Below are 16,523 nucleotides of genomic sequence, written 5' to 3' on the forward strand. Positions count from 1 at the left end.
GGCGTCTGCGCGTCGGCCGGTGAACCTGGTTGAATCCAGGGAGAGCCGTGCCGTGTCCTGTCCGGCAGCTCGGGCCGTGCCATCGAGGCGATGTGCCTGAGAGGTGTGGGTGAGTGGGGTCCGCCGTGCCGGACGGGCCCCGGCTGTGGGGAGAGCATGAACGAGGGGAAGCCCACGAAGGCGAAGTGGTGGAGCCGTGCGGGCGGTGATGACGCGGCCCTGCCGGAAGGCGACTACGAGTTGAGGCGACCTCAGGACGCCTCACCCGTGGACGACTCCGAACGGGATTGCCCCGAGGGGGACTTCGAGCTGCGCTCACCGCAGGACGCGCAGGACGCGCAGGACGCGCAGGACGCGCAGGACGCGTCGGACCGGCACGAGCCGCCGAGCGACGGCGCCTCCGACGTCTCCGGCGACTTCGAGCTGGACCGCCCCGCCGACGCGTCGCCGACAGACGCCGCCGCAGACACCGACGCCGACGCGCACCCCGCGTCGGCCCCCGAGGCCGAGGCAGAGCGCCCCAAGCCCCTGCACGACCCCGACCCCTACAGCACCCCGCCCTACGGCGAACCCGGCCCCTGGGCCCCCGCCCCACCGGTCCAACACCCGGCGACGACCCCGTCCCACGGAACCCCCGCCGCCACGCCTGCCCCGACGCAAGGCACCCTCCCGGCCGCCGCGCCTACCCAGCCCCACGGCACCCCCGCCCCGCACCACAGCCCCACCCAAGCCCCGGTCTCGGCCCCCGCCCCGGCCCCTGCTCCCGTCCCACCCGGCCCCACCCCACCCCCCACCAACCCCTGGCAGAACTACGACCCCTGGGCCGCCGCCCCCACCCCCCTCCAGACGCCCGTCCAGCATCAGCTCCAGACCCCCTTCCAGCAGAACGGTGCCGCCGTCCCCTCCAAGGAGCAGCGGCGTAAGCGGGCCAGGAAGGTGCTCGTCGGGGCCGTTGTGCTGCTCGCGCTCGTGTCAGGGGGCGTCGGCGGGGTCGTGGGGGCGTATCTGGAGCGCAACGGCGGCGTGGGGGACGTAGAGCTGCCGCAGGCCGCGGCGGAGCCTGCGGGGCGGGCTCCGGACAGCGTGGCCGGGATCGCGGCGCGGGCGCTGCCCAGCGTCGTGACCCTGCATGTCACCGGCACCGAGGAGTCCGGCACCGGTACCGGCTTCGTGCTCGACGACCAGGGCCACATCCTCACCAACAACCACGTCGTCGAACCCGCCGGCGGCGACGGCGAGATATCGGTGACCTTCCACAGCGGCGACACCGCCAAGGCCACCGTCGTCGGCCGGGACAGCGGCTACGACCTCGCCGTGGTGAAGGTCAGCGGCGTCAGCGGGCTCACCCCCCTGACGCTCGGCAACTCCGACAACGTCCAGGTCGGCGACCCCGTCGTCGCCATCGGCGCCCCCTACGACCTGGAGGGCACCGTCACCTCCGGCATCATCAGCGCCAAGGAGCGGCCCATCACGGCCGGCGGCGAGAGCGGCGACGGCAGCGACGTGTCCTACGTCGACGCGTTGCAGACCGACGCGCCCATCAACCCCGGCAACTCCGGCGGGCCGCTGCTCGACTCCAAGGCCCGGGTGATCGGCATCAACTCCGCCATCCGCTCCGCCGACAGCGGCTCCGACGAGAGCGGCGGCCAGGCCGGCTCCATCGGCCTCGGCTTCGCCATCCCCGTCAACCAGGCCAAGCGCGTCGCCGAGGAACTGATCAACACGGGCAAGGCGACCCACCCGGTCATCGGCGTCACGCTCGACATGGACTACTCCGGCGACGGCGCCCGCGTCGGCACCAAGGGCAACGACGGCAGCGCCGCGGTCAACGCGGGCGGCCCCGGCGACAAGGCCGGCATCAAGGCGGGCGACGTCATCACCGAGGTCGACGGCCAGCGCGTCCACTCCGGCGAGGAGCTGATCGTCAAGACCCGCGCCCACCGCCCGGGCGACCGGCTGGAGCTCACCGTGGAGCGCGGCGGCAAGGAGCTGACCATCTCCCTGGTGCTCGGCTCGTCGGACGGCGACTGAGTGGACGGGGGCCGCCGAGCGATTGACAGAAACCTCATAGTCGCGCCCGGAAACCCCGTCCCACATGGCAAACAACCCACAAAACCGCTCATGCGCGTGCACTCGGGGGGCTCGGGACAGTACCGGTCGTACCGGATCGCCGGGTACCGTGGACCCGGCCCGGACATCGCAAGGAGCTTCAGGTGTTCAATGACATAGGACCGCTCGAGCTGGTGACGCTCGTTGTCCTCGCCGTGCTCGTCTTCGGTCCGGACAAGCTCCCGAAGCTCATCCAGGACGTCACGCGGACCATTCGCAAGATCCGCGAGTTCTCGGAGAGCGCCAAGCAGGACATCCGCTCGGAGCTCGGTCCCGAGTTCAAGGACTTCGAGTTCGAGGACCTGAACCCCAAGACGTTCATCCGCAAGCAGCTGGACAACGACGAGCTGGGGCTCAAGGAGATCCGCAACGGCTTCGATCTGAAGAAGGAGATGGCCGAGGTCACGGACGCGGTCCACGGCCGCGACTCGGACTCCTCGTCGTCCTCCTCCTCGTCCTCCTCCGGAGGTTCCGGCGGCCGTATCGACATGACCAAGAAGGACGACGACGGCAAGGACGACAGGCCGATCTTCGACGCGGACGCCACCTGAGCGACACCACCCCGCACCTCCCGGAGCCGCACGTCAGTGATGTGCGGCTCTGTCATATGTGAGGCGCGTGTGATGCGTTTCATACCCGTGCGAGGCCATGCCCCGGCCTGAACCGGACCTCCGGACGCCCCGCGCACCCGGCGGTTTCGCTGCTGGTCCCGGTGGGGTGGCTATGCTGCCGAGTTGTTGTGCGGACCGGACGAGTCGCCCGAAGGGGGGCGGGCCGTCCGGTCCGACGAGGAACGAGGAGGCGTCCGGGCACATGGAGACGACGAGTCAGGCAGTCGCGCAGGCGCCGGCCACGGAGGGCGGACAACAGGTCCCCTCCGCCCGGCGCACGGTCGACGGCTACCTGCAGGCGCCCTTCCCGTGGTACGGCCTCGACGAGGCCTTCACGGGGCCGCGGTGGCTGATGCAGGTCGGAACGGCGGCCGACGGTGCCGTCGAGCACGGTTCGATCGGGCACGGTGACGAGCCCTCGGTACGCAACGAGGCCTCGGAGGACAAGGAGAAGTTCGCGGTGGTGGTCACCGTCGCGGCCAACCCTTCCCGGCGGAGCGCCGACGGTACGGGTCTGCTGGAGGCCACGTCGGTCTCCTCGGCGGCGTGGCTCGCGGGCGTGGGGCTGCTCTCCTTCACCTGGCCCGGCTCGATGGACCACTCCCTGCGCGACGACTGGCTGGACCAGCAGACCGAGACGGCGTGGGCGCTGGCCGACGACCTCGACGGCTCCGACTGGTCGACGCTGTCGCTCCCCGTGGACGGCGTGCCCACGCCCTTCCACTACCGGGAGTCCGAGTTCGGCTGGGTGCTCGCCGGCTCGACCCCGGAGGGCGTGCACGTGGGGGCGTACGGCAGAGGCATGAGCGCGTACGGGCTCGGCTTCGCCATGATCAAGGACATCGGCGAGTACGCGTAGCGGTACGACGACGGGGGCGCCCTCTCGTCTGGAGGGCGCCCCCGTCGTCGTAGGCGAAGCTAGAACTTGTTGCGCGGGGTGATCCCCAGGGACAGGCCCGCCAGGCCGCGCTGGCGGCCGCCGAGCTTGCCCGCGATGTCGCGCAGGGCCTTGCCCGCCGGGGAGTCCGGGTCGCTCAGGACGACCGGCTTGCCCTCGTCGCCGCCCTCGCGCAGGCGGACGTCGATCGGGATGGCGCCGAGGACCGGGACCGTGGCACCCGTGGTGCGGGTCAGGCCGTCGGCGACCGTCTGGCCGCCGCCGGTGCCGAAGACGTCGACCATCTCGTCGCAGTGCGGGCACGGCAGGCCCGACATGTTCTCGACCACACCGACGATCTTCTGGTGGGTCTGGACGGCGATGGAGCCGGCGCGCTCGGCGACCTCGGCCGCGGCCTGCTGCGGGGTCGTCACGACCAGGATCTCGGCGTTCGGGACCAGCTGGGCCACGGAGATCGCGATGTCACCGGTGCCCGGCGGGAGGTCGAGGAGCAGAACGTCCAGGTCGCCCCAGTACACGTCCGCGAGGAACTGTTGGAGCGCGCGGTGCAGCATCGGGCCGCGCCACACGACCGGGGCGTTGCCCGGGGTGAACATGCCGATGGAGATGACCTTCACGCCGTTCGCCGACGGCGGCATGATCATGTTCTCGACCTGGGTGGGGCGCCCTTCGGCGCCCAGCATGCGCGGTACGGAGTGGCCGTAGATGTCGGCGTCGACGACACCGACCTTCAGACCGTCGGCCGCCATCGCCGCCGCCAGGTTCACCGTCACCGAGGACTTGCCGACGCCGCCCTTGCCGGAGGCGACCGCGTACACGCGCGTGAGCGAGCCCGGCTTGGCGAAGGGGACCTCGCGCTCGGTCTGGCCGCCGCGCAGGGCCGTCGCCAGCTCCTTGCGCTGCTCGTCGCTCATCACGTCGAGCGTGACGTCGACAGCGGTGACGCCCTCCACGGCCGCGACCGCGTCCGTCACGCGCTGCGTGATCGTCTCGCGCATCGGGCAGCCGGAGACCGTCAGGTACACGGTGACCGCGACCGCCCCGTCCGCGCCGATGTCGACCGACTTGACCATCCCGAGTTCCGTGATGGGGCGGTTGATCTCGGGGTCGTTCACCGTCGCCAGTGCCTCGCGCACCGCGTCTTCGCTAGCCATAAGGACGATGGTACGGCTGAACACAGGGGCCCTGGAAAGCCCTCAGCGGTCGTCTGCGTCACGTCCCGCTGACCGTTCTGCCGGGAATACACCGTGCCCGTCCTGTCTCTCCTCCAGCTCCTTCACCAGGTCCTGGAGCTCGGAGCGGATCCAGTCGCGGGTCGCGACCTCGCCGAGGCCGATGCGCAGGGCGGCGATCTCGCGGGTCAGGTACTCGGTGTCGGCGATGGACCGCTCGTTCTGCTTGCGGTCCTGTTCGAGGTTGACGCGGTCGCGGTCGTCCTGCCGGTTCTGCGCGAGCAGGATGAGAGGCGCCGCATAGGAAGCCTGTAGCGACAGCATCAGGGTGAGGAAGATGAAGGGGTAGTTGTCGAAGCGCAGGTCGCCGGGGGCGAACACGTTCCACAGCACCCACGCGATGATGACGACCGTCATCCAGACGATGAACCGGCCCGTGCCGAGGAAGCGCGCGATGCGCTCCGACAGCCGCCCGAAGGCCTCCGGGTCCCACTCGGGCAGCAGCCGGCGCCGCGGCGGCCGGGGCTGGTCCAGGCGGGTGCGCGGGCGGGTGGTGGCGGTGGCGCCGCTGGGGGTGCGCTCGCGGGCGGCCTCGCGCTCAGGAGCCATGAGCAGCCACCCCGCCCTCTTCTTCGTCGAGGTGGAACTCCGTCTCCCGCCAGTCCTCGGGGAGCATGTGGTCCAGTACGTCGTCCACGGTGACCGCCCCCAACAGCGACCCGGCCTCGTCGACCACGGGCGCCGCGACCATGTCGTACGTCGCGAAGAACCCGGCGACGACCGGCAGCGCCGCGTCCGGGTCCAGCGGCTGGAGGTCGTCGTCGATGATCGCGCTGACCAGGGTGTACGGCGGGTCCCGCAGCAGCCGTTGGAAGTGGACCGTGCCCAGGTACTTGCCGGTCGGCGTCTCGTCGGGCGGGCGGCAGACGTAGACCTGGGCGGCGAGCGCGGGGGAGAGGTCGGCGTTGCGCACGCGCGCGAGGGCGTCGGCGACGGTGGCGTCGGGCCGCAGCACGATCGGCTCGGTCGTCATCAGACCGCCCGCGGTGTGCTCCTCGTACGACATCAGGCGCCGCATGTCGGCCGCGTCGGCGGGCTGCATCAGGCTCAGCAGCCGCTCCTGGTCCTCCGTCGGCAGCTCGCCGAGCAGGTCGGCCGCGTCGTCCGGGTCCATGGCCTCCAGGACGTCCGCCGCCCGCTCCTCCTTGAGCTTGCCGAGGATCTCGATCTGGTCGTCCTCCGGCAGCTCCTCGAGCACGTCGGCCAGCCGGTCGTCGTCGAGGGCGGCGGCGACCTCGGCGCGCCGCTTGGGGGAGAGATGGTGCAGGACGTTGGCGAGGTCGGCGGGGCGCAGCTGCTCGAAGGTGGCCAGCAGGCTCTCGGCGCCCTGTCCGTGCTCCTCCAGGGAGAAGCCGGTGACGGCGGACCACTCGACGGTCAGCGACTCGCCCTTGCGCCGGAACGCGCCGCCCTTGCCCCCCTTGCGGACGAAGACCTTGTCGATCTCCCAGTCCCGGCGGGCCGGCAGCTGCTGCACGGACACGTCCAGGACCGTCACGTCCTCCTTCGTCTCGACCAGGGTGACGCGCCGGTCGAGGAGTTCGCCGAAGACGAGGCGCTCGGTGGGCCGCTGCTCGAAGCGGCGCACGTTGAGCACACCGGTGGTGATGACCTGGCCGGACTCGATGCTGGTCACCCGGGTCATGGGCAGGAAGATGCGGCGCCGCGTGGACAGTTCCACGACCAGGCCGAGCACGCGCGGCGGTTTGCGCCCCACGCGCAGCATGACGACGAGGTCGCGCACCCGGCCGACCTGGTCGCCGTTGGGGTCGAACACGGCGACGCCGGAAAGGTGCGAGACGAAGATCCTGGGGGCGCCCCCTGCCATCGCCGTGCCTCCTTTCCCTTTTCCCTGTGAATTGTCCGTCCAAGTGGGCTTCAGGCTAGCCCGTCCCGATCGCGGACGCCCTGGTGGGCGGTCCGGACGGACTGGCTCCGCTCGGCTCGCAGGGCCCCGGTACCCTGCGGTACGCCGCTTGATGGACCCACGTCGGAAAGGCGCCCCACCTGTGACTGCGATTCCCCAGGTCCGTACCCGCCGGATGGGACTGCTGGGCGCGATGTGCGCCCTGGTCGTGACGGGAACGGGCCTGACGGGGTGCACCAGTGACGACCCCGACGCGGGCACCAACGGCGTCGGCAAGCTGCCGGCCGACCAGATCCAGACGAAGACCCGGGCGGCCGCCGAGTCGGCGGAGACAGTGCGTCTCTCCGGAACCGTGGTTACCAGTGGGCGCACTTACAAACTCGACATGAGCCTGAAGGCCGACGGCGGCACGGGTTCGGTGACCGCCGAGGGCGCCACCTTCAAGCTGCTGCGGATCGGGGAGAAGCTCTTCCTCAAGGCCGACGCCGAGTTCTGGAGCCATGAGGACGGCAAGGGCGACGACAAGGGCTCGGACACGGCCGCCGCCGACAAGCTCGACGGCAAGTTCGTGAAGGTGCCTCAGGGCGACCCGTCGTACAAGAAGTTCAGCGGCTTCACCGACAAGGACGTCCTGCTGTCGAGCCTGCTGACGCTCCACGGCGACCTCGCGACCGACGGCCACCACGAGCAGTCGGGCACCCGCACGATCCGCATCACGGGCGACGACGGCTCCGGAGGCACCCTGGACGTCTCCCTGGAGGGCAAGCCGTACCCGCTCCGCCTGGAACGCGCGGGCGGCGCCGGCACGCTGACCTTCTCCGGCTGGGGCAAGCCCTTCGAGCTGGCGGCGCCGGCGAAGGACGAGACGGTGGATTACGGCAAGCAGCTGCCGTCGTGATCAGCCGCGCCGCTTCTTCTTGAACAGCAGGCGCGGCAGGCCCGCCGGGATCGGCTGACGGGTCGTCGCGGATGTCGGTACCGGAGCCGTGGCCAGGTCGCCGTCGGGCAGCGGCCCGGTCGCCCCCGTCGGCTCCAGCCGCAGCACCCGGCACTCCCGCCCCCAGCGCTCCGGCATCGCCTCTCCGTCGGGCGCGTTGAGGCGCTTGCCCTTGAGCTCGGCGACGGCCGCCTCCCAGGCCTCCGACCCGGACGGCAGCTCCACGACCTTCGCCGTCCAGGAGACCAGCCGTCCGCCCTTGTCCTTGCTGCGGACCGTGACCTCGGCGGCACCGCCGTCCGTCAGCCCCGGCAGCGGCTGCTCGCCCGGCCCGTCGCCGACCAGACACGCGGCACCCTCGTGCCACACGTGCCACAGCGCCCGGGCGGGGCCCTCGGGACCCCTGACCCAGATGAGGCCGGACTTCTTCGTGGCCTCCTCGACGAGGGCCTGGTCGAGCAGCTCGCTTGTCATAGGGGCAGCCTATCCAGGCGGTGTCACAGCCAGCCGTTGCGCTTCAGAGTGCGGTGGATGCCGAGGCAGATGACACCGGTGATCATCATGATCACGGGGTAGCCGTACTTCCAGTGCGTCTCGGGCATGTAGTCGAAGTTCATGCCGTACACGCCACACACCATGGTCGGTACGGCGATGATGGCCGCCCACGAGGTGATCTTCCGCATGTCCTCGTTCTGCGCGACGGACGCCTGCGCGAGGTTGGCCTGGAGGATCGAGTTGAGGAGCTCGTCGAAGCCGATGACCTGCTCCTGCACGCGCGCGAGGTGGTCGGCGACGTCCCGGAAGTACTTCTGGATGTCCGGGTCGATCAGCCGCATCGGCCGCTCGCTCAGCAGCTGCATGGGCCGCAGCAGCGGCGACACCGCCCGCTTGAACTCCAGCACCTCACGCTTGAGCTGGTAGATCCGGCCGGCGTCGGAACCGCGCGGGGAGCCCTTGCGGCCCGGCGAGAACACGTCCGTCTCGACCTCGTCGATGTCGTCCTGCACCGCGTCGGCGACCGCGATGTAGCCGTCGACGACATGGTCCGCGATCGCGTGCAGCACCGCCGAGGGGCCCTTGGCGAGCAGCTCGGGGTCGTCCTGGAGGCGGTGGCGCAGTGCCCGCAGCGAACCCTGGCCGCCGTGCCGGACGGTGATGAAGAAGTCCCGTCCGGTGAAGCACATGACCTCGCCGGTCTCGACGACCTCGCTGTTGGCGGTGAGCCGGTCGTGCTCGACGTAGTGGATGGTCTTGAAGACGGTGAACAGCGAGTCGTCGTAGCGCTCCAGCTTCGGCCGCTGGTGGGCCTGGACGGCGTCCTCGACGGCCAGCGGGTGCAGCCCGAACTCGCTGGCGATACCGGCGAATTCGGCCTCGGTCGGCTCGTGCAGACCGATCCACACGAAGCCTCCGTCGCGGCGCACCTGACGCATCGCCTCGTGCGGCGTCAGCGGCGTCGGCGTCTCGACTCGGGCGCCGTCGCGGTAGACCGCGCAGTCGACGACGGCCGAGGGGGTGCCGGGGTCGCGGGTGGTGTCGTACGCACCGCTGTCCATGCGCACGCCCTTGCGGAGCGAGGGGCGGGACGGGCGGACGACGGCGCGCAGGTCGCGGATCATCGACATGGCAGGCTCCTTCGCGACAGGCAACGAAAGGCCGCTTCAACGGGTGGAACTGCCCGGAATGAGGACGTCCTGACTGCGGATGTTTGGCACGTCCACAAAGCGGGGAGCACCGCACCATTGCGGGGGCAGGCTTCGTTGCTGATACAGATGCTGATTCGAATCAGACAGATCAGGCAGATCGAGACGAAGTGCTCTTCCGATGAAGACGCGAGCGTGAAAGAGAGGCGGCGGTCAGCCGGAATCCGGATCAGCTACATCAGCGGGCGGAAGAGCGAGTGGTACTGCACGGGTGACTTCGATCCATGACAGCCCCACCTCCTCCGGCCGGTCCCTCGTAAGGGACGTCCATTCCCCGTAGGGGAGTTCCCCTCGCAGGGGATTTTCATGGCGTCGGGACTCGACCGCGACGCTTCTGCGTGCTGCCCCGAACGACCGGGCAAGAGTATCAGCCGACTGAAGTGTCAAGGCGCTGCTTTGCCCGGTACTGACGAGTTCTATGCTCGCGGCATGGCTGATGTTCTTCCTCTGGTCGAGGCCCGGTTGCGTACCGCGCTGGGCGAGCCGGACGCCCGCGCGGCGGTCACCTTCCTGGGCACGGACCGCATCGAGGTGCTCCGCTTCCACGAGGGCGACATCGTCCGCTACGCCACGCTCGGCATGTCCGCGGCGCCGATGGGTGACCCCACCGCGATGCTCGCCGACCCGGTCAAGGGCCCCCGCGCGGAGCTGTTCCTCTCGGTCCGCGCGGGCCTCGCCGACACCGACAAGGTGCTCCGCGCGCTCGCCGTCCTCGCCGCGTCGCCGCAGGTCGAGGGCGTGATCGTGGCCCCCGGCGCCTCCCTCGACGTGGGCGAGCCGCTGTGGCCCAGCGCCCCCTTCACCTCGGTTCTGGTCGCCGAACCGGGAGGTCTGGTCGAGGACCTGGAGCTCGACGAGCCCATGGACCCGGTGCAGTTCCTGCCGCTGCTCCCGATGACCCCGAACGAGGCCGCCTGGAAGCGGGTGCACGGCGCCCAGGCCCTCCAGGAGCGCTGGCTGACGAACGGGACGGACCTCAGAGACCCGTCCCGGAAGTCCGTCCCGCTGGAGTGATCCTCGCGTGAGCAAGCTCACCAAGTGGTGGCCGGAAACCGTCAGTTGACGAAGACGGCCACACCGTCCTCGGCGGCGTGCTTCGCCTCCAGCTCCTCCGCCTCACGAGTTAGCGCGGTGCGTCGTACGACGACCACGGCGGCGCCCGCGAGCGCGGTGACCGCCGCCACCACGAACGGGACGTGGATGTCGGTCCACTCCTCGATCTTCGGCGCGAAGTAGGGCGCCGCGGCGGCCGCGAACCACCGCACGAAGTTGTAGCCCGCGCTGGCGACCGGACGCGGGGCGTCCGACACGCCGAGGGCCAACTCGGTGTAGACGGTGTTGTTCACGCCGATGAACGCGCCGGACAGGATCGTGCAGACGATCGCGGTGGTGTGACTGCCGTAACCGAGGACGAGCACGTCGACGGCGAGCAGGACGAGCGAGCCGCCGAGCACCTTCAGCGAACCGAACCGCGCCTGGAGCCGCGGCGCCACGATCACCGAGAAGACGGCGAGCAGCACGCCCCAGGCGAAGAACACGGCACCCGACTTGTACGGCGTCATGTTCAGCACGAACGGGGTGAAGGCCAGCACCGTGAAGAACGTGTAGTTGTAGAAGAACGCCGAGGCGGCGGCGGAGGCCAGGCCGCCGTGGCCGAGCGCCTTCACGGGGTCGAGCAGCGAGGTCTTCCGGGCCGGCCTCGGCTGCTCCTTCAGGAACACCGTGATGCACAGGAAGCCGACCGCCATCAGGAAGGCCGTGCCGAAGAACGGGTAGCGCCAGCTGGCGTCGCCGAGCAGCGCGCCCAGTAGCGGGCCGCACGCCATGCCGAGGCCGAGCGCGGACTCGTACAGCAGGATCGCGGCGGCGCTCCCGCCCGCCGCCGCGCCGACGATGACCGCGAGCGCCGTCGAGACGAACAGGGCGTTGCCGAGCCCCCAGCCCGCCCGGAACCCGACGAGTTCGGCGACCGAGCCCGACGTACCGGCGAGACCCGCGAAGACGACCACGAACGCGAGGCCGAGCAGCAGGGTCTTGCGGCCGCCGATGCGGCTGGAGACCCAGCCGGTGACCAGCATCGCGAACGCGGTGATCAGGAAGTACGACGTGAAGAGCAGCGAGACCTGGCTGGCCGTGGCGTCGAGGCCCTGGGCGATGGACGGCAGGATCGGGTCGACGAGTCCGATGCCCATGAAGGCGACGACGGAGGCACCGGCCGTGGCCCAGACCGCCTTGGGCTGTCGCAGGAGGCTGCCCGCTCCCGCGTCGAGGGCGTCCATGGTTTCTCTCTTTCCGATGACGGTGAGAACGACTGTCGAGATGGTTGCTGTATGCACATAGTAAGTTAGGGCGGCTAATTAATGCAAGCTACATCTAGTTCCGTACGGTGAACGGTTCCGCCCGGACGGGTGATCGTCCTTGACGTGACGGGGCAGGGGTAGGACCGTGGGGCCCTATGAGGGGCGAACCCAGTTGCCCGAAGTGTGGTGGCCGGGTCAGGGCTCCCGGACTCTTCGCCGATTCCTGGCAGTGCGATGTGCACGGGACCGTGCACCCGCTGCAGCCCGTGATCCCGCCCAGCGTCGAGGCCCTCGGCGTCGTGGTGCATCGCACGCAGGTGCCGGTGTGGATGCCGTGGCCGCTGCCGGTCGGCTGGCTCTTCACGGGCGTCGGCAGTGCCGGTGACGACCGCAGTGGCGGACGTGCGACGGCCGTGGCCTGCTCGGGGCCCGGACCGCTCGGCGGTTTCGGCGAGCTGATCCTCGTCGCCGAGGAACTCGGCGTCGGCCTCGGCGCGCGCTACGCGGGCATCGACGGGCCGGACCCGGGACCGTACATGAGCGTCGAGAAGCCGCCCCAGGCCAAGGTGCTGGCGGCCGGCCGGCCGACCCCGCTGTGGCATGTCTCCGGCACGCCGGACGACCGGGCCGTCTTCGCGGGCGAGGCGCTCGGGCTGTGGCTGTGGGCGGTCGTGTGGCCCGAGCAGTCGGGGCTGCTCATGTACGACGAACTGGTGCTGACGGATCTGCGGGACGCGGGGGCCGAGGTGGAGCTGGTTCCCTGTGGGGCGTTGTCGCCGCGCTTGCTGAAGCCGTAGCGCCTGAGGGACGGGGGCTGCTGCGGTTCGGCGGCTGCGGGTCTCGTTGTGGTTGCTCGCGCAGTTCCCCGCGGCCCTTGGGTACGACTGTGTAAAGGTCACTCACAGGTTTCGGGTGTGACAGTCGTGCTCGAAAATCCGGTTATCCTTGAGCGTCCCCTTCGTACCCTCACCGCCTGGAGTTCGCGTCGTGCGTATCGATCTGCACACCCACTCCACCGCGTCCGACGGTACGGACACCCCGGCTGAGCTGGTGCGCAATGCTGCCGCCGCCGGGCTGGACGTGGTCGCGCTGACCGACCACGACACCACCCGCGGGTACGCCGAGGCCATCGCCGCGCTGCCCGAGGGGCTCACGCTCGTCACCGGGGCCGAGTTGTCCTGTCGTATCGACGGCGTCTCCATGCACATGCTGGCCTACCTCTTCGACCCCGAGGAGCCGGAGCTGCTCGCCGAGCGTGAGCTGGTGCGGGATGACCGGGTGCCGCGGGCGCGCGGCATGGTCGCGAAGCTCCAGGCGCTGGGCGTGCCCGTCACCTGGGAGCAGGTCGCGCGGATCGCGGGCGACGGCTCGGTCGGCCGGCCGCATGTCGCGACCGCGCTCGTCGAGCTCGGTGTCGTACCGACCGTCAGCGACGCCTTCACCGAGGACTGGCTGGCCGACGGCGGCCGGGCGTACGTGGAGAAGCACGAGACCGACCCCTTCGAGGCGATCCGGCTGGTCAAGGCCGCCGGCGGGGTCACCGTCTTCGCCCACCCCGGCGCCAGCAAGCGCGGCCGTACGGTCCCCGAGGCCGCGATCGCGAAGATGGCCGCGGCCGGGCTCGACGGCATCGAGGTCGACCACATGGACCACGACCCGGAGACCCGGGACCGGCTGCGCGGGCTCGCCGCCGACCTGGGGCTGCTCGTCACCGGCTCCTCGGACTACCACGGCAGCCGCAAGACGGTGACCCTCGGCGAGTTCCGGACCGACCCCGAGGTGTACGGGGAGATCACCCGGCGGGCGACGGGTGCGTTCCCGGTGCCGGGGACCGGCGGGGTCTGAGGGATCGCCCTCAAGTTCCCCTGATCTTTTCTTCTTTCTTCTCGCAAGGCGCTTCTGTGTTCGACGCTGCCGTTTTCGGCTCTCTCTTCCTGACCCTGTTCGTCATCATGGATCCCCCCGGGATCACCCCGATCTTCCTCGCCCTGACCGCCGGCCGGCCCGGCAAGGTGCAGAAGCGGATGGCCTTCCAGGCCGTCTGCGTCGCGGGCGGGGTGATCACGGTGTTCGGCCTCCTCGGCCACCAGATCCTCGACTACCTGCATGTCTCCGTCCCCGCGCTGATGATCGCGGGCGGACTGCTGCTTCTCCTGATCGCCCTGGACCTGCTAACCGGCAAGACCGACGAGCCCAAGCAGACCAAGGACGTCAACGTCGCCCTGGTGCCGCTGGGCATGCCGCTGCTGGCCGGGCCGGGGGCGATCGTGTCCGTGATCCTCGCCGTGCAGAAGGCCGACAGTGTCGCCACGCAGGTGTCGGTGTGGGTGGCGATCCTCGCCATTCACGTCGTGCTCTGGCTGGTCATGCGGTACTCGCTGCTGATCATCCGGGTCATCAAGGACGGCGGGGTCGTCCTGGTGACACGGCTCGCGGGGATGATGCTGTCCGCGATCGCCGTGCAGCAGATCATCAACGGGGTCACGCTGGTGATCCGGGGGAGCTGAGCTCCGTACCGCTACTTGGGAAAGCCGGAAAGCGCAGAGCCCCCGTACGACATCGTTGCCGTACGGGGGCTCTGAAGCTGTGTTGGTTATGAGGCCGTGGTGTCGGCCGGGCGAATCCAGAGGCGCTGTCCGATGGCGGCGGCCTGCTGAACGATCCGGTTGACGGAGGCGGCGTCAACGACGGTGCTGTCCACGGGGGTACCGTCGACATCGTCGAGTCGCATGATTTCGAAGCGCATGGGCTTCTCCCTTCGTCTGGTCATCCTCCTGAGGAGAACATCTGCGTACGTCAGTAGCTAACGGGCTGCGTGTTACAAACATTCCCTACGCTAAAGAAATTTTTCGAACGACTAACTACTGACCGGTAAGCGGTCCGTATGAGACTGACCGGGACCGGTTGTGTTCGCAGCGTGACCGCCGGGACAATGGTGGCGATGAACGACGACCTTCAGGCGCTGGGCGCCCGCATCGACCACACCAACGAGCTGTTGCAGCGCATGCTCGCCGAGGTGGCGAAGACGCCCTCGACCCACGCGATCTTCGTGGACGCGGGGTATCTCTACGCGGCCGCGGGTCGTCTGGTCGCCGGGACGGAGGACCGCCGCGCCTTCGACCTCGACGCCGAGGGACTCATCGAGGCGCTCATCGACCGGGCCCGCACGATCTTCGCGGACAGCAGACTGCTGCGGGTCTACTGGTACGACGGCGCCAGGCGCCGCATCCACACCGCCGAGCAGCAGTCGATCGCCGAACTCCCGGACGTCAAGGTGCGGTTGGGCAACCTCAACGCCAACAACCAGCAGAAGGGCGTCGACTCACTGATCCGCTCCGACCTGGAGTCCCTCGCCCGGCACCGCGCGATCAGCGACGCGGCCCTGCTCGGCGGCGACGAGGACCTGGTGTCGGCGGTGGAGGCCGCGCAGGGCTACGGCGCCCGCGTCCACCTCTGGGGCATCGAGGCCCCCGAGGGCCGCAACCAGGCCGAGCCGCTGCTCTGGGAGGTCGACAGCCAGCGCGTCCTCGACCTCGACTTCTTCAAGCCGTACGTCGCCCGCCGCACCGCCGCCGCGTACGAGGCCTCGGTGAACCGGCCCGCCCGCGAGGACGTCCGCTTCGTCGGCGCCCAGATCGCGGCGAAGTGGCTGGCGGCACGTGGCCGCGACGCCCTGGTGGAGCTGCTGCCGGGCCACCCCTACCTGCCCGGCTCGGTCGACCAGGACCTGCTGGTGGAGGCGGAGGGGCTGCTCCAGTACTCCCTGCGCGGGCAGGCGGACCTGAGGCGCGCGCTGCGGGACGGGTTCTGGGAGCACCTGCAGACGCAGTACTAGCCTTCGCCGAGCGTGCTGTCCCAGAAGTCGGCGAACGCGCGGGCCGTTTCGAGGGGGCGGTCGGTGTTGGGGGAGTGCTCGGCGCCGACGACGACCGTGCGGTGCGCGTGGAGTCGTACGGCCATGTCGTCGAGGAGAGGCACCGGCCAGGTGTCGTCGTGCGCCCCCGACAGCACATGGAACGGCAGCGGTACGGCGGCCAGTTCACCGACCCGGTCCGGCTCGGTGCACAACTGGCGGCCGGTGGCGATGAGTTGGGCGGGTTTGTTGCCCAGCCAGCGCCGACGCAGATCGTCCCGGTCGTCGAGCCCCTCGTCGAGCTCGCCGGTGTCGGTCTCCTCGGGCGGCTCCATGGCCTGGATCGCGTCCCACACCTCCGCCATGCTCATCACGGCGAGCGCGTCCCGGAGCAGCTTGACGCGCTGCTGCTGGGAGCCGGAGATCTGGGCGGGGCCCGAGGACATGAGGGTCAGGGAACGGAAGGGCGTGGGGTCGAGGAGCACGGCGGCCCGCGCGATCTGCCCGCCGAGCGAGTGCCCCACGAGATGCACGGGCGCCCCAATGGCCGCCGCCTGAGCGAGCACGTCCTTCGCCAACTCGTCCTGCGCATAGGCGGATTCGTCGTCCGCGGGCCCGTCCGACTCGTACTGCCCCCGCCCGTCCACGGCGACCGTACGGTACCCACGCGCCGCGAGGGGCACGTGCAGGGGGTTGAAGTCCTCCTTGCTGCCGGTGAACCCGGGCAGCAGCAGGGCGGTCCCACGCGCCTGGACACCCTCAGCCACAGGGGCGTCGACGACGGCGAACTCACCACGCGAGGTGCGCAGGGAGCGGGCGCGGGCGCCGGGGGGCGGGGTGAAGGAGGGGGGACGGCTCATGGGGTGAGGCTATCCGGCGGGAGTGGACAGCGCCGGATGGGGTGGTGCCGGTCAGGGGCGCGGGGAACTGCGCGACCAACCCCCACGGCCCGCAGCCGCACAAGAACCGTTGCACCCCCTTGCTCCGCAGAATGCCGACGGCCCGGCCCACAC

At 70.3% G+C, this 16,523-nt stretch carries 17 protein-coding genes; 9 read left to right on the forward strand and 8 right to left on the reverse strand.

The features are described 5' to 3' along the window. Nucleotides 1-156: 156 nt before the first annotated feature. From IQ210_RS15855 to IQ210_RS15865, 3 genes are all read left to right on the forward strand, one after another. Nucleotides 157-2,031: a trypsin-like peptidase domain-containing protein gene (locus tag IQ210_RS15855; RefSeq protein ID WP_194079668.1), complete on the forward strand. Its 1,875-nt coding sequence runs from the start codon at nt 157-159 to the stop codon at nt 2,029-2,031. A 182-nt stretch (nt 2,032-2,213) separates the two neighbouring features. Then, nucleotides 2,214-2,660, forward strand: a complete 447-nt coding sequence (locus tag IQ210_RS15860; RefSeq protein ID WP_194079669.1) for a sec-independent translocase — start codon at nt 2,214-2,216, stop codon at nt 2,658-2,660. Nucleotides 2,661-2,922: 262 nt separating this feature from the next. Beyond that, entirely contained in the window at nt 2,923-3,579 is a 657-nt protein-coding gene (locus IQ210_RS15865; RefSeq protein WP_059192492.1) for a hypothetical protein, read from the forward strand. A 59-nt stretch (nt 3,580-3,638) separates the two neighbouring features. Here IQ210_RS15865 and IQ210_RS15870 read toward each other — a convergent pair whose 3' ends face one another. Genes IQ210_RS15870 through IQ210_RS15880 form a run of 3 tightly spaced genes read right to left on the reverse strand, consistent with a single transcriptional unit; the run spans nt 3,639 to nt 6,678 of the window. Beyond that, nucleotides 3,639-4,772, reverse strand: a complete 1,134-nt coding sequence (locus IQ210_RS15870; RefSeq protein ID WP_194079670.1) for an Mrp/NBP35 family ATP-binding protein — start codon at nt 4,770-4,772, stop codon at nt 3,639-3,641. A gap of 42 nt (nt 4,773-4,814) precedes the next feature. Then, nucleotides 4,815-5,399, reverse strand: a complete 585-nt coding sequence (locus IQ210_RS15875) for a DUF1003 domain-containing protein (RefSeq protein WP_194079671.1) — start codon at nt 5,397-5,399, stop codon at nt 4,815-4,817. Further along, nucleotides 5,389-6,678 carry a magnesium transporter MgtE N-terminal domain-containing protein gene (locus IQ210_RS15880; protein WP_194079672.1) on the reverse strand — a complete coding sequence of 430 codons (1,290 nt, stop codon included), beginning with the start codon at nt 6,676-6,678 and terminating at the stop codon, nt 5,389-5,391. The genes IQ210_RS15875 and IQ210_RS15880 overlap by 11 nt, the downstream gene beginning before the upstream one ends. A gap of 181 nt (nt 6,679-6,859) precedes the next feature. On the opposite strand from IQ210_RS15880, the gene IQ210_RS15885 reads away from it, so the two are divergent. Continuing rightward, nucleotides 6,860-7,615 carry a hypothetical protein gene (locus IQ210_RS15885; RefSeq protein WP_194079673.1) on the forward strand — a complete coding sequence of 252 codons (756 nt, stop codon included), beginning with the start codon at nt 6,860-6,862 and terminating at the stop codon, nt 7,613-7,615. Here the strand turns inward: IQ210_RS15885 and IQ210_RS15890 are convergent, their stop codons facing one another. Then, nucleotides 7,616-8,128: a hypothetical protein gene (locus IQ210_RS15890; protein ID WP_194079674.1), complete on the reverse strand. Its 513-nt coding sequence runs from the start codon at nt 8,126-8,128 to the stop codon at nt 7,616-7,618. A gap of 23 nt (nt 8,129-8,151) precedes the next feature. Then, nucleotides 8,152-9,279, reverse strand: a complete 1,128-nt coding sequence (locus IQ210_RS15895; protein ID WP_109496234.1) for a magnesium and cobalt transport protein CorA — start codon at nt 9,277-9,279, stop codon at nt 8,152-8,154. A 507-nt stretch (nt 9,280-9,786) separates the two neighbouring features. Between IQ210_RS15895 and IQ210_RS15900 the strand changes: the two genes are divergently transcribed. Then, nucleotides 9,787-10,371: a suppressor of fused domain protein gene (locus IQ210_RS15900; RefSeq protein ID WP_194079675.1), complete on the forward strand. Its 585-nt coding sequence runs from the start codon at nt 9,787-9,789 to the stop codon at nt 10,369-10,371. 41 nt (nt 10,372-10,412) lie between these two features. Here the strand turns inward: IQ210_RS15900 and IQ210_RS15905 are convergent, their stop codons facing one another. Further along, complete coding sequence (locus IQ210_RS15905; RefSeq protein WP_194079676.1) at nt 10,413-11,636, reverse strand: MFS transporter; 1,224 nt, start codon at nt 11,634-11,636, stop codon at nt 10,413-10,415. A gap of 176 nt (nt 11,637-11,812) precedes the next feature. Here IQ210_RS15905 and IQ210_RS15910 point away from each other — a divergent pair, with 176 nt between their 5' ends. From IQ210_RS15910 to IQ210_RS15920, 3 genes are all read left to right on the forward strand, one after another. Then, nucleotides 11,813-12,454, forward strand: coding sequence for a DUF6758 family protein (locus IQ210_RS15910; protein ID WP_059192484.1), 642 nt, complete (start codon nt 11,813-11,815; stop codon nt 12,452-12,454). Nucleotides 12,455-12,644: 190 nt separating this feature from the next. Further along, entirely contained in the window at nt 12,645-13,502 is an 858-nt protein-coding gene (locus tag IQ210_RS15915) for a PHP domain-containing protein (protein WP_194079677.1), read from the forward strand. Nucleotides 13,503-13,558: 56 nt separating this feature from the next. Beyond that, nucleotides 13,559-14,164, forward strand: a complete 606-nt coding sequence (locus tag IQ210_RS15920) for a MarC family protein (RefSeq protein WP_194079678.1) — start codon at nt 13,559-13,561, stop codon at nt 14,162-14,164. An 86-nt stretch (nt 14,165-14,250) separates the two neighbouring features. Here the strand turns inward: IQ210_RS15920 and IQ210_RS15925 are convergent, their stop codons facing one another. Next, nucleotides 14,251-14,403 (reverse strand): hypothetical protein, encoded by a 153-nt coding sequence (locus IQ210_RS15925; RefSeq protein ID WP_020136747.1) that lies wholly within the window; start codon nt 14,401-14,403, stop codon nt 14,251-14,253. Nucleotides 14,404-14,598: 195 nt separating this feature from the next. Here IQ210_RS15925 and IQ210_RS15930 point away from each other — a divergent pair, with 195 nt between their 5' ends. Then, on the forward strand, nt 14,599-15,492 hold the full coding sequence (locus IQ210_RS15930; protein ID WP_194079679.1) for an NYN domain-containing protein: 894 nt from the start codon (nt 14,599-14,601) through the stop codon (nt 15,490-15,492). Here IQ210_RS15930 and IQ210_RS15935 read toward each other — a convergent pair. Further along, nucleotides 15,489-16,370, reverse strand: a complete 882-nt coding sequence (locus tag IQ210_RS15935) for an alpha/beta fold hydrolase (RefSeq protein ID WP_194079680.1) — start codon at nt 16,368-16,370, stop codon at nt 15,489-15,491. The two genes, IQ210_RS15930 and IQ210_RS15935, sit on opposite strands and share 4 nt — an antisense overlap. Nucleotides 16,371-16,523: the final 153 nt, after the last annotated feature.

The organism is Streptomyces justiciae (assembly GCF_015163075.1).
GTDB lineage: Bacteria > Actinomycetota > Actinomycetes > Streptomycetales > Streptomycetaceae > Streptomyces > Streptomyces justiciae.

Bases quoted from the DNA above. Each gene is read 5' to 3' on its own strand.
- IQ210_RS15925 (WP_020136747.1), bottom strand. From the start codon at position 14,403: ATGCGCTTCGAAATCATGCGACTCGACGATGTCGACGGTACCCCCGTG.
- IQ210_RS15935 (WP_194079680.1), bottom strand. From the start codon at position 16,370: ATGAGCCGTCCCCCCTCCTTCACCCCGCCCCCCGGCGCCCGCGCCCGC.
- IQ210_RS15855 (WP_194079668.1), top strand. From the start codon at position 157: ATGAACGAGGGGAAGCCCACGAAGGCGAAGTGGTGGAGCCGTGCGGGC.
- IQ210_RS15930 (WP_194079679.1), top strand. From the start codon at position 14,599: ATGAACGACGACCTTCAGGCGCTGGGCGCCCGCATCGACCACACCAAC.
- IQ210_RS15900 (WP_194079675.1), top strand. From the start codon at position 9,787: ATGGCTGATGTTCTTCCTCTGGTCGAGGCCCGGTTGCGTACCGCGCTG.
- IQ210_RS15895 (WP_109496234.1), bottom strand. From the start codon at position 9,279: ATGTCGATGATCCGCGACCTGCGCGCCGTCGTCCGCCCGTCCCGCCCC.
- IQ210_RS15910 (WP_059192484.1), top strand. From the start codon at position 11,813: ATGAGGGGCGAACCCAGTTGCCCGAAGTGTGGTGGCCGGGTCAGGGCT.
- IQ210_RS15905 (WP_194079676.1), bottom strand. From the start codon at position 11,636: ATGGACGCCCTCGACGCGGGAGCGGGCAGCCTCCTGCGACAGCCCAAG.
- IQ210_RS15865 (WP_059192492.1), top strand. From the start codon at position 2,923: ATGGAGACGACGAGTCAGGCAGTCGCGCAGGCGCCGGCCACGGAGGGC.
- IQ210_RS15880 (WP_194079672.1), bottom strand. From the start codon at position 6,678: ATGGCAGGGGGCGCCCCCAGGATCTTCGTCTCGCACCTTTCCGGCGTC.
- IQ210_RS15890 (WP_194079674.1), bottom strand. From the start codon at position 8,128: ATGACAAGCGAGCTGCTCGACCAGGCCCTCGTCGAGGAGGCCACGAAG.
- IQ210_RS15875 (WP_194079671.1), bottom strand. From the start codon at position 5,399: ATGGCTCCTGAGCGCGAGGCCGCCCGCGAGCGCACCCCCAGCGGCGCC.
- IQ210_RS15870 (WP_194079670.1), bottom strand. From the start codon at position 4,772: ATGGCTAGCGAAGACGCGGTGCGCGAGGCACTGGCGACGGTGAACGAC.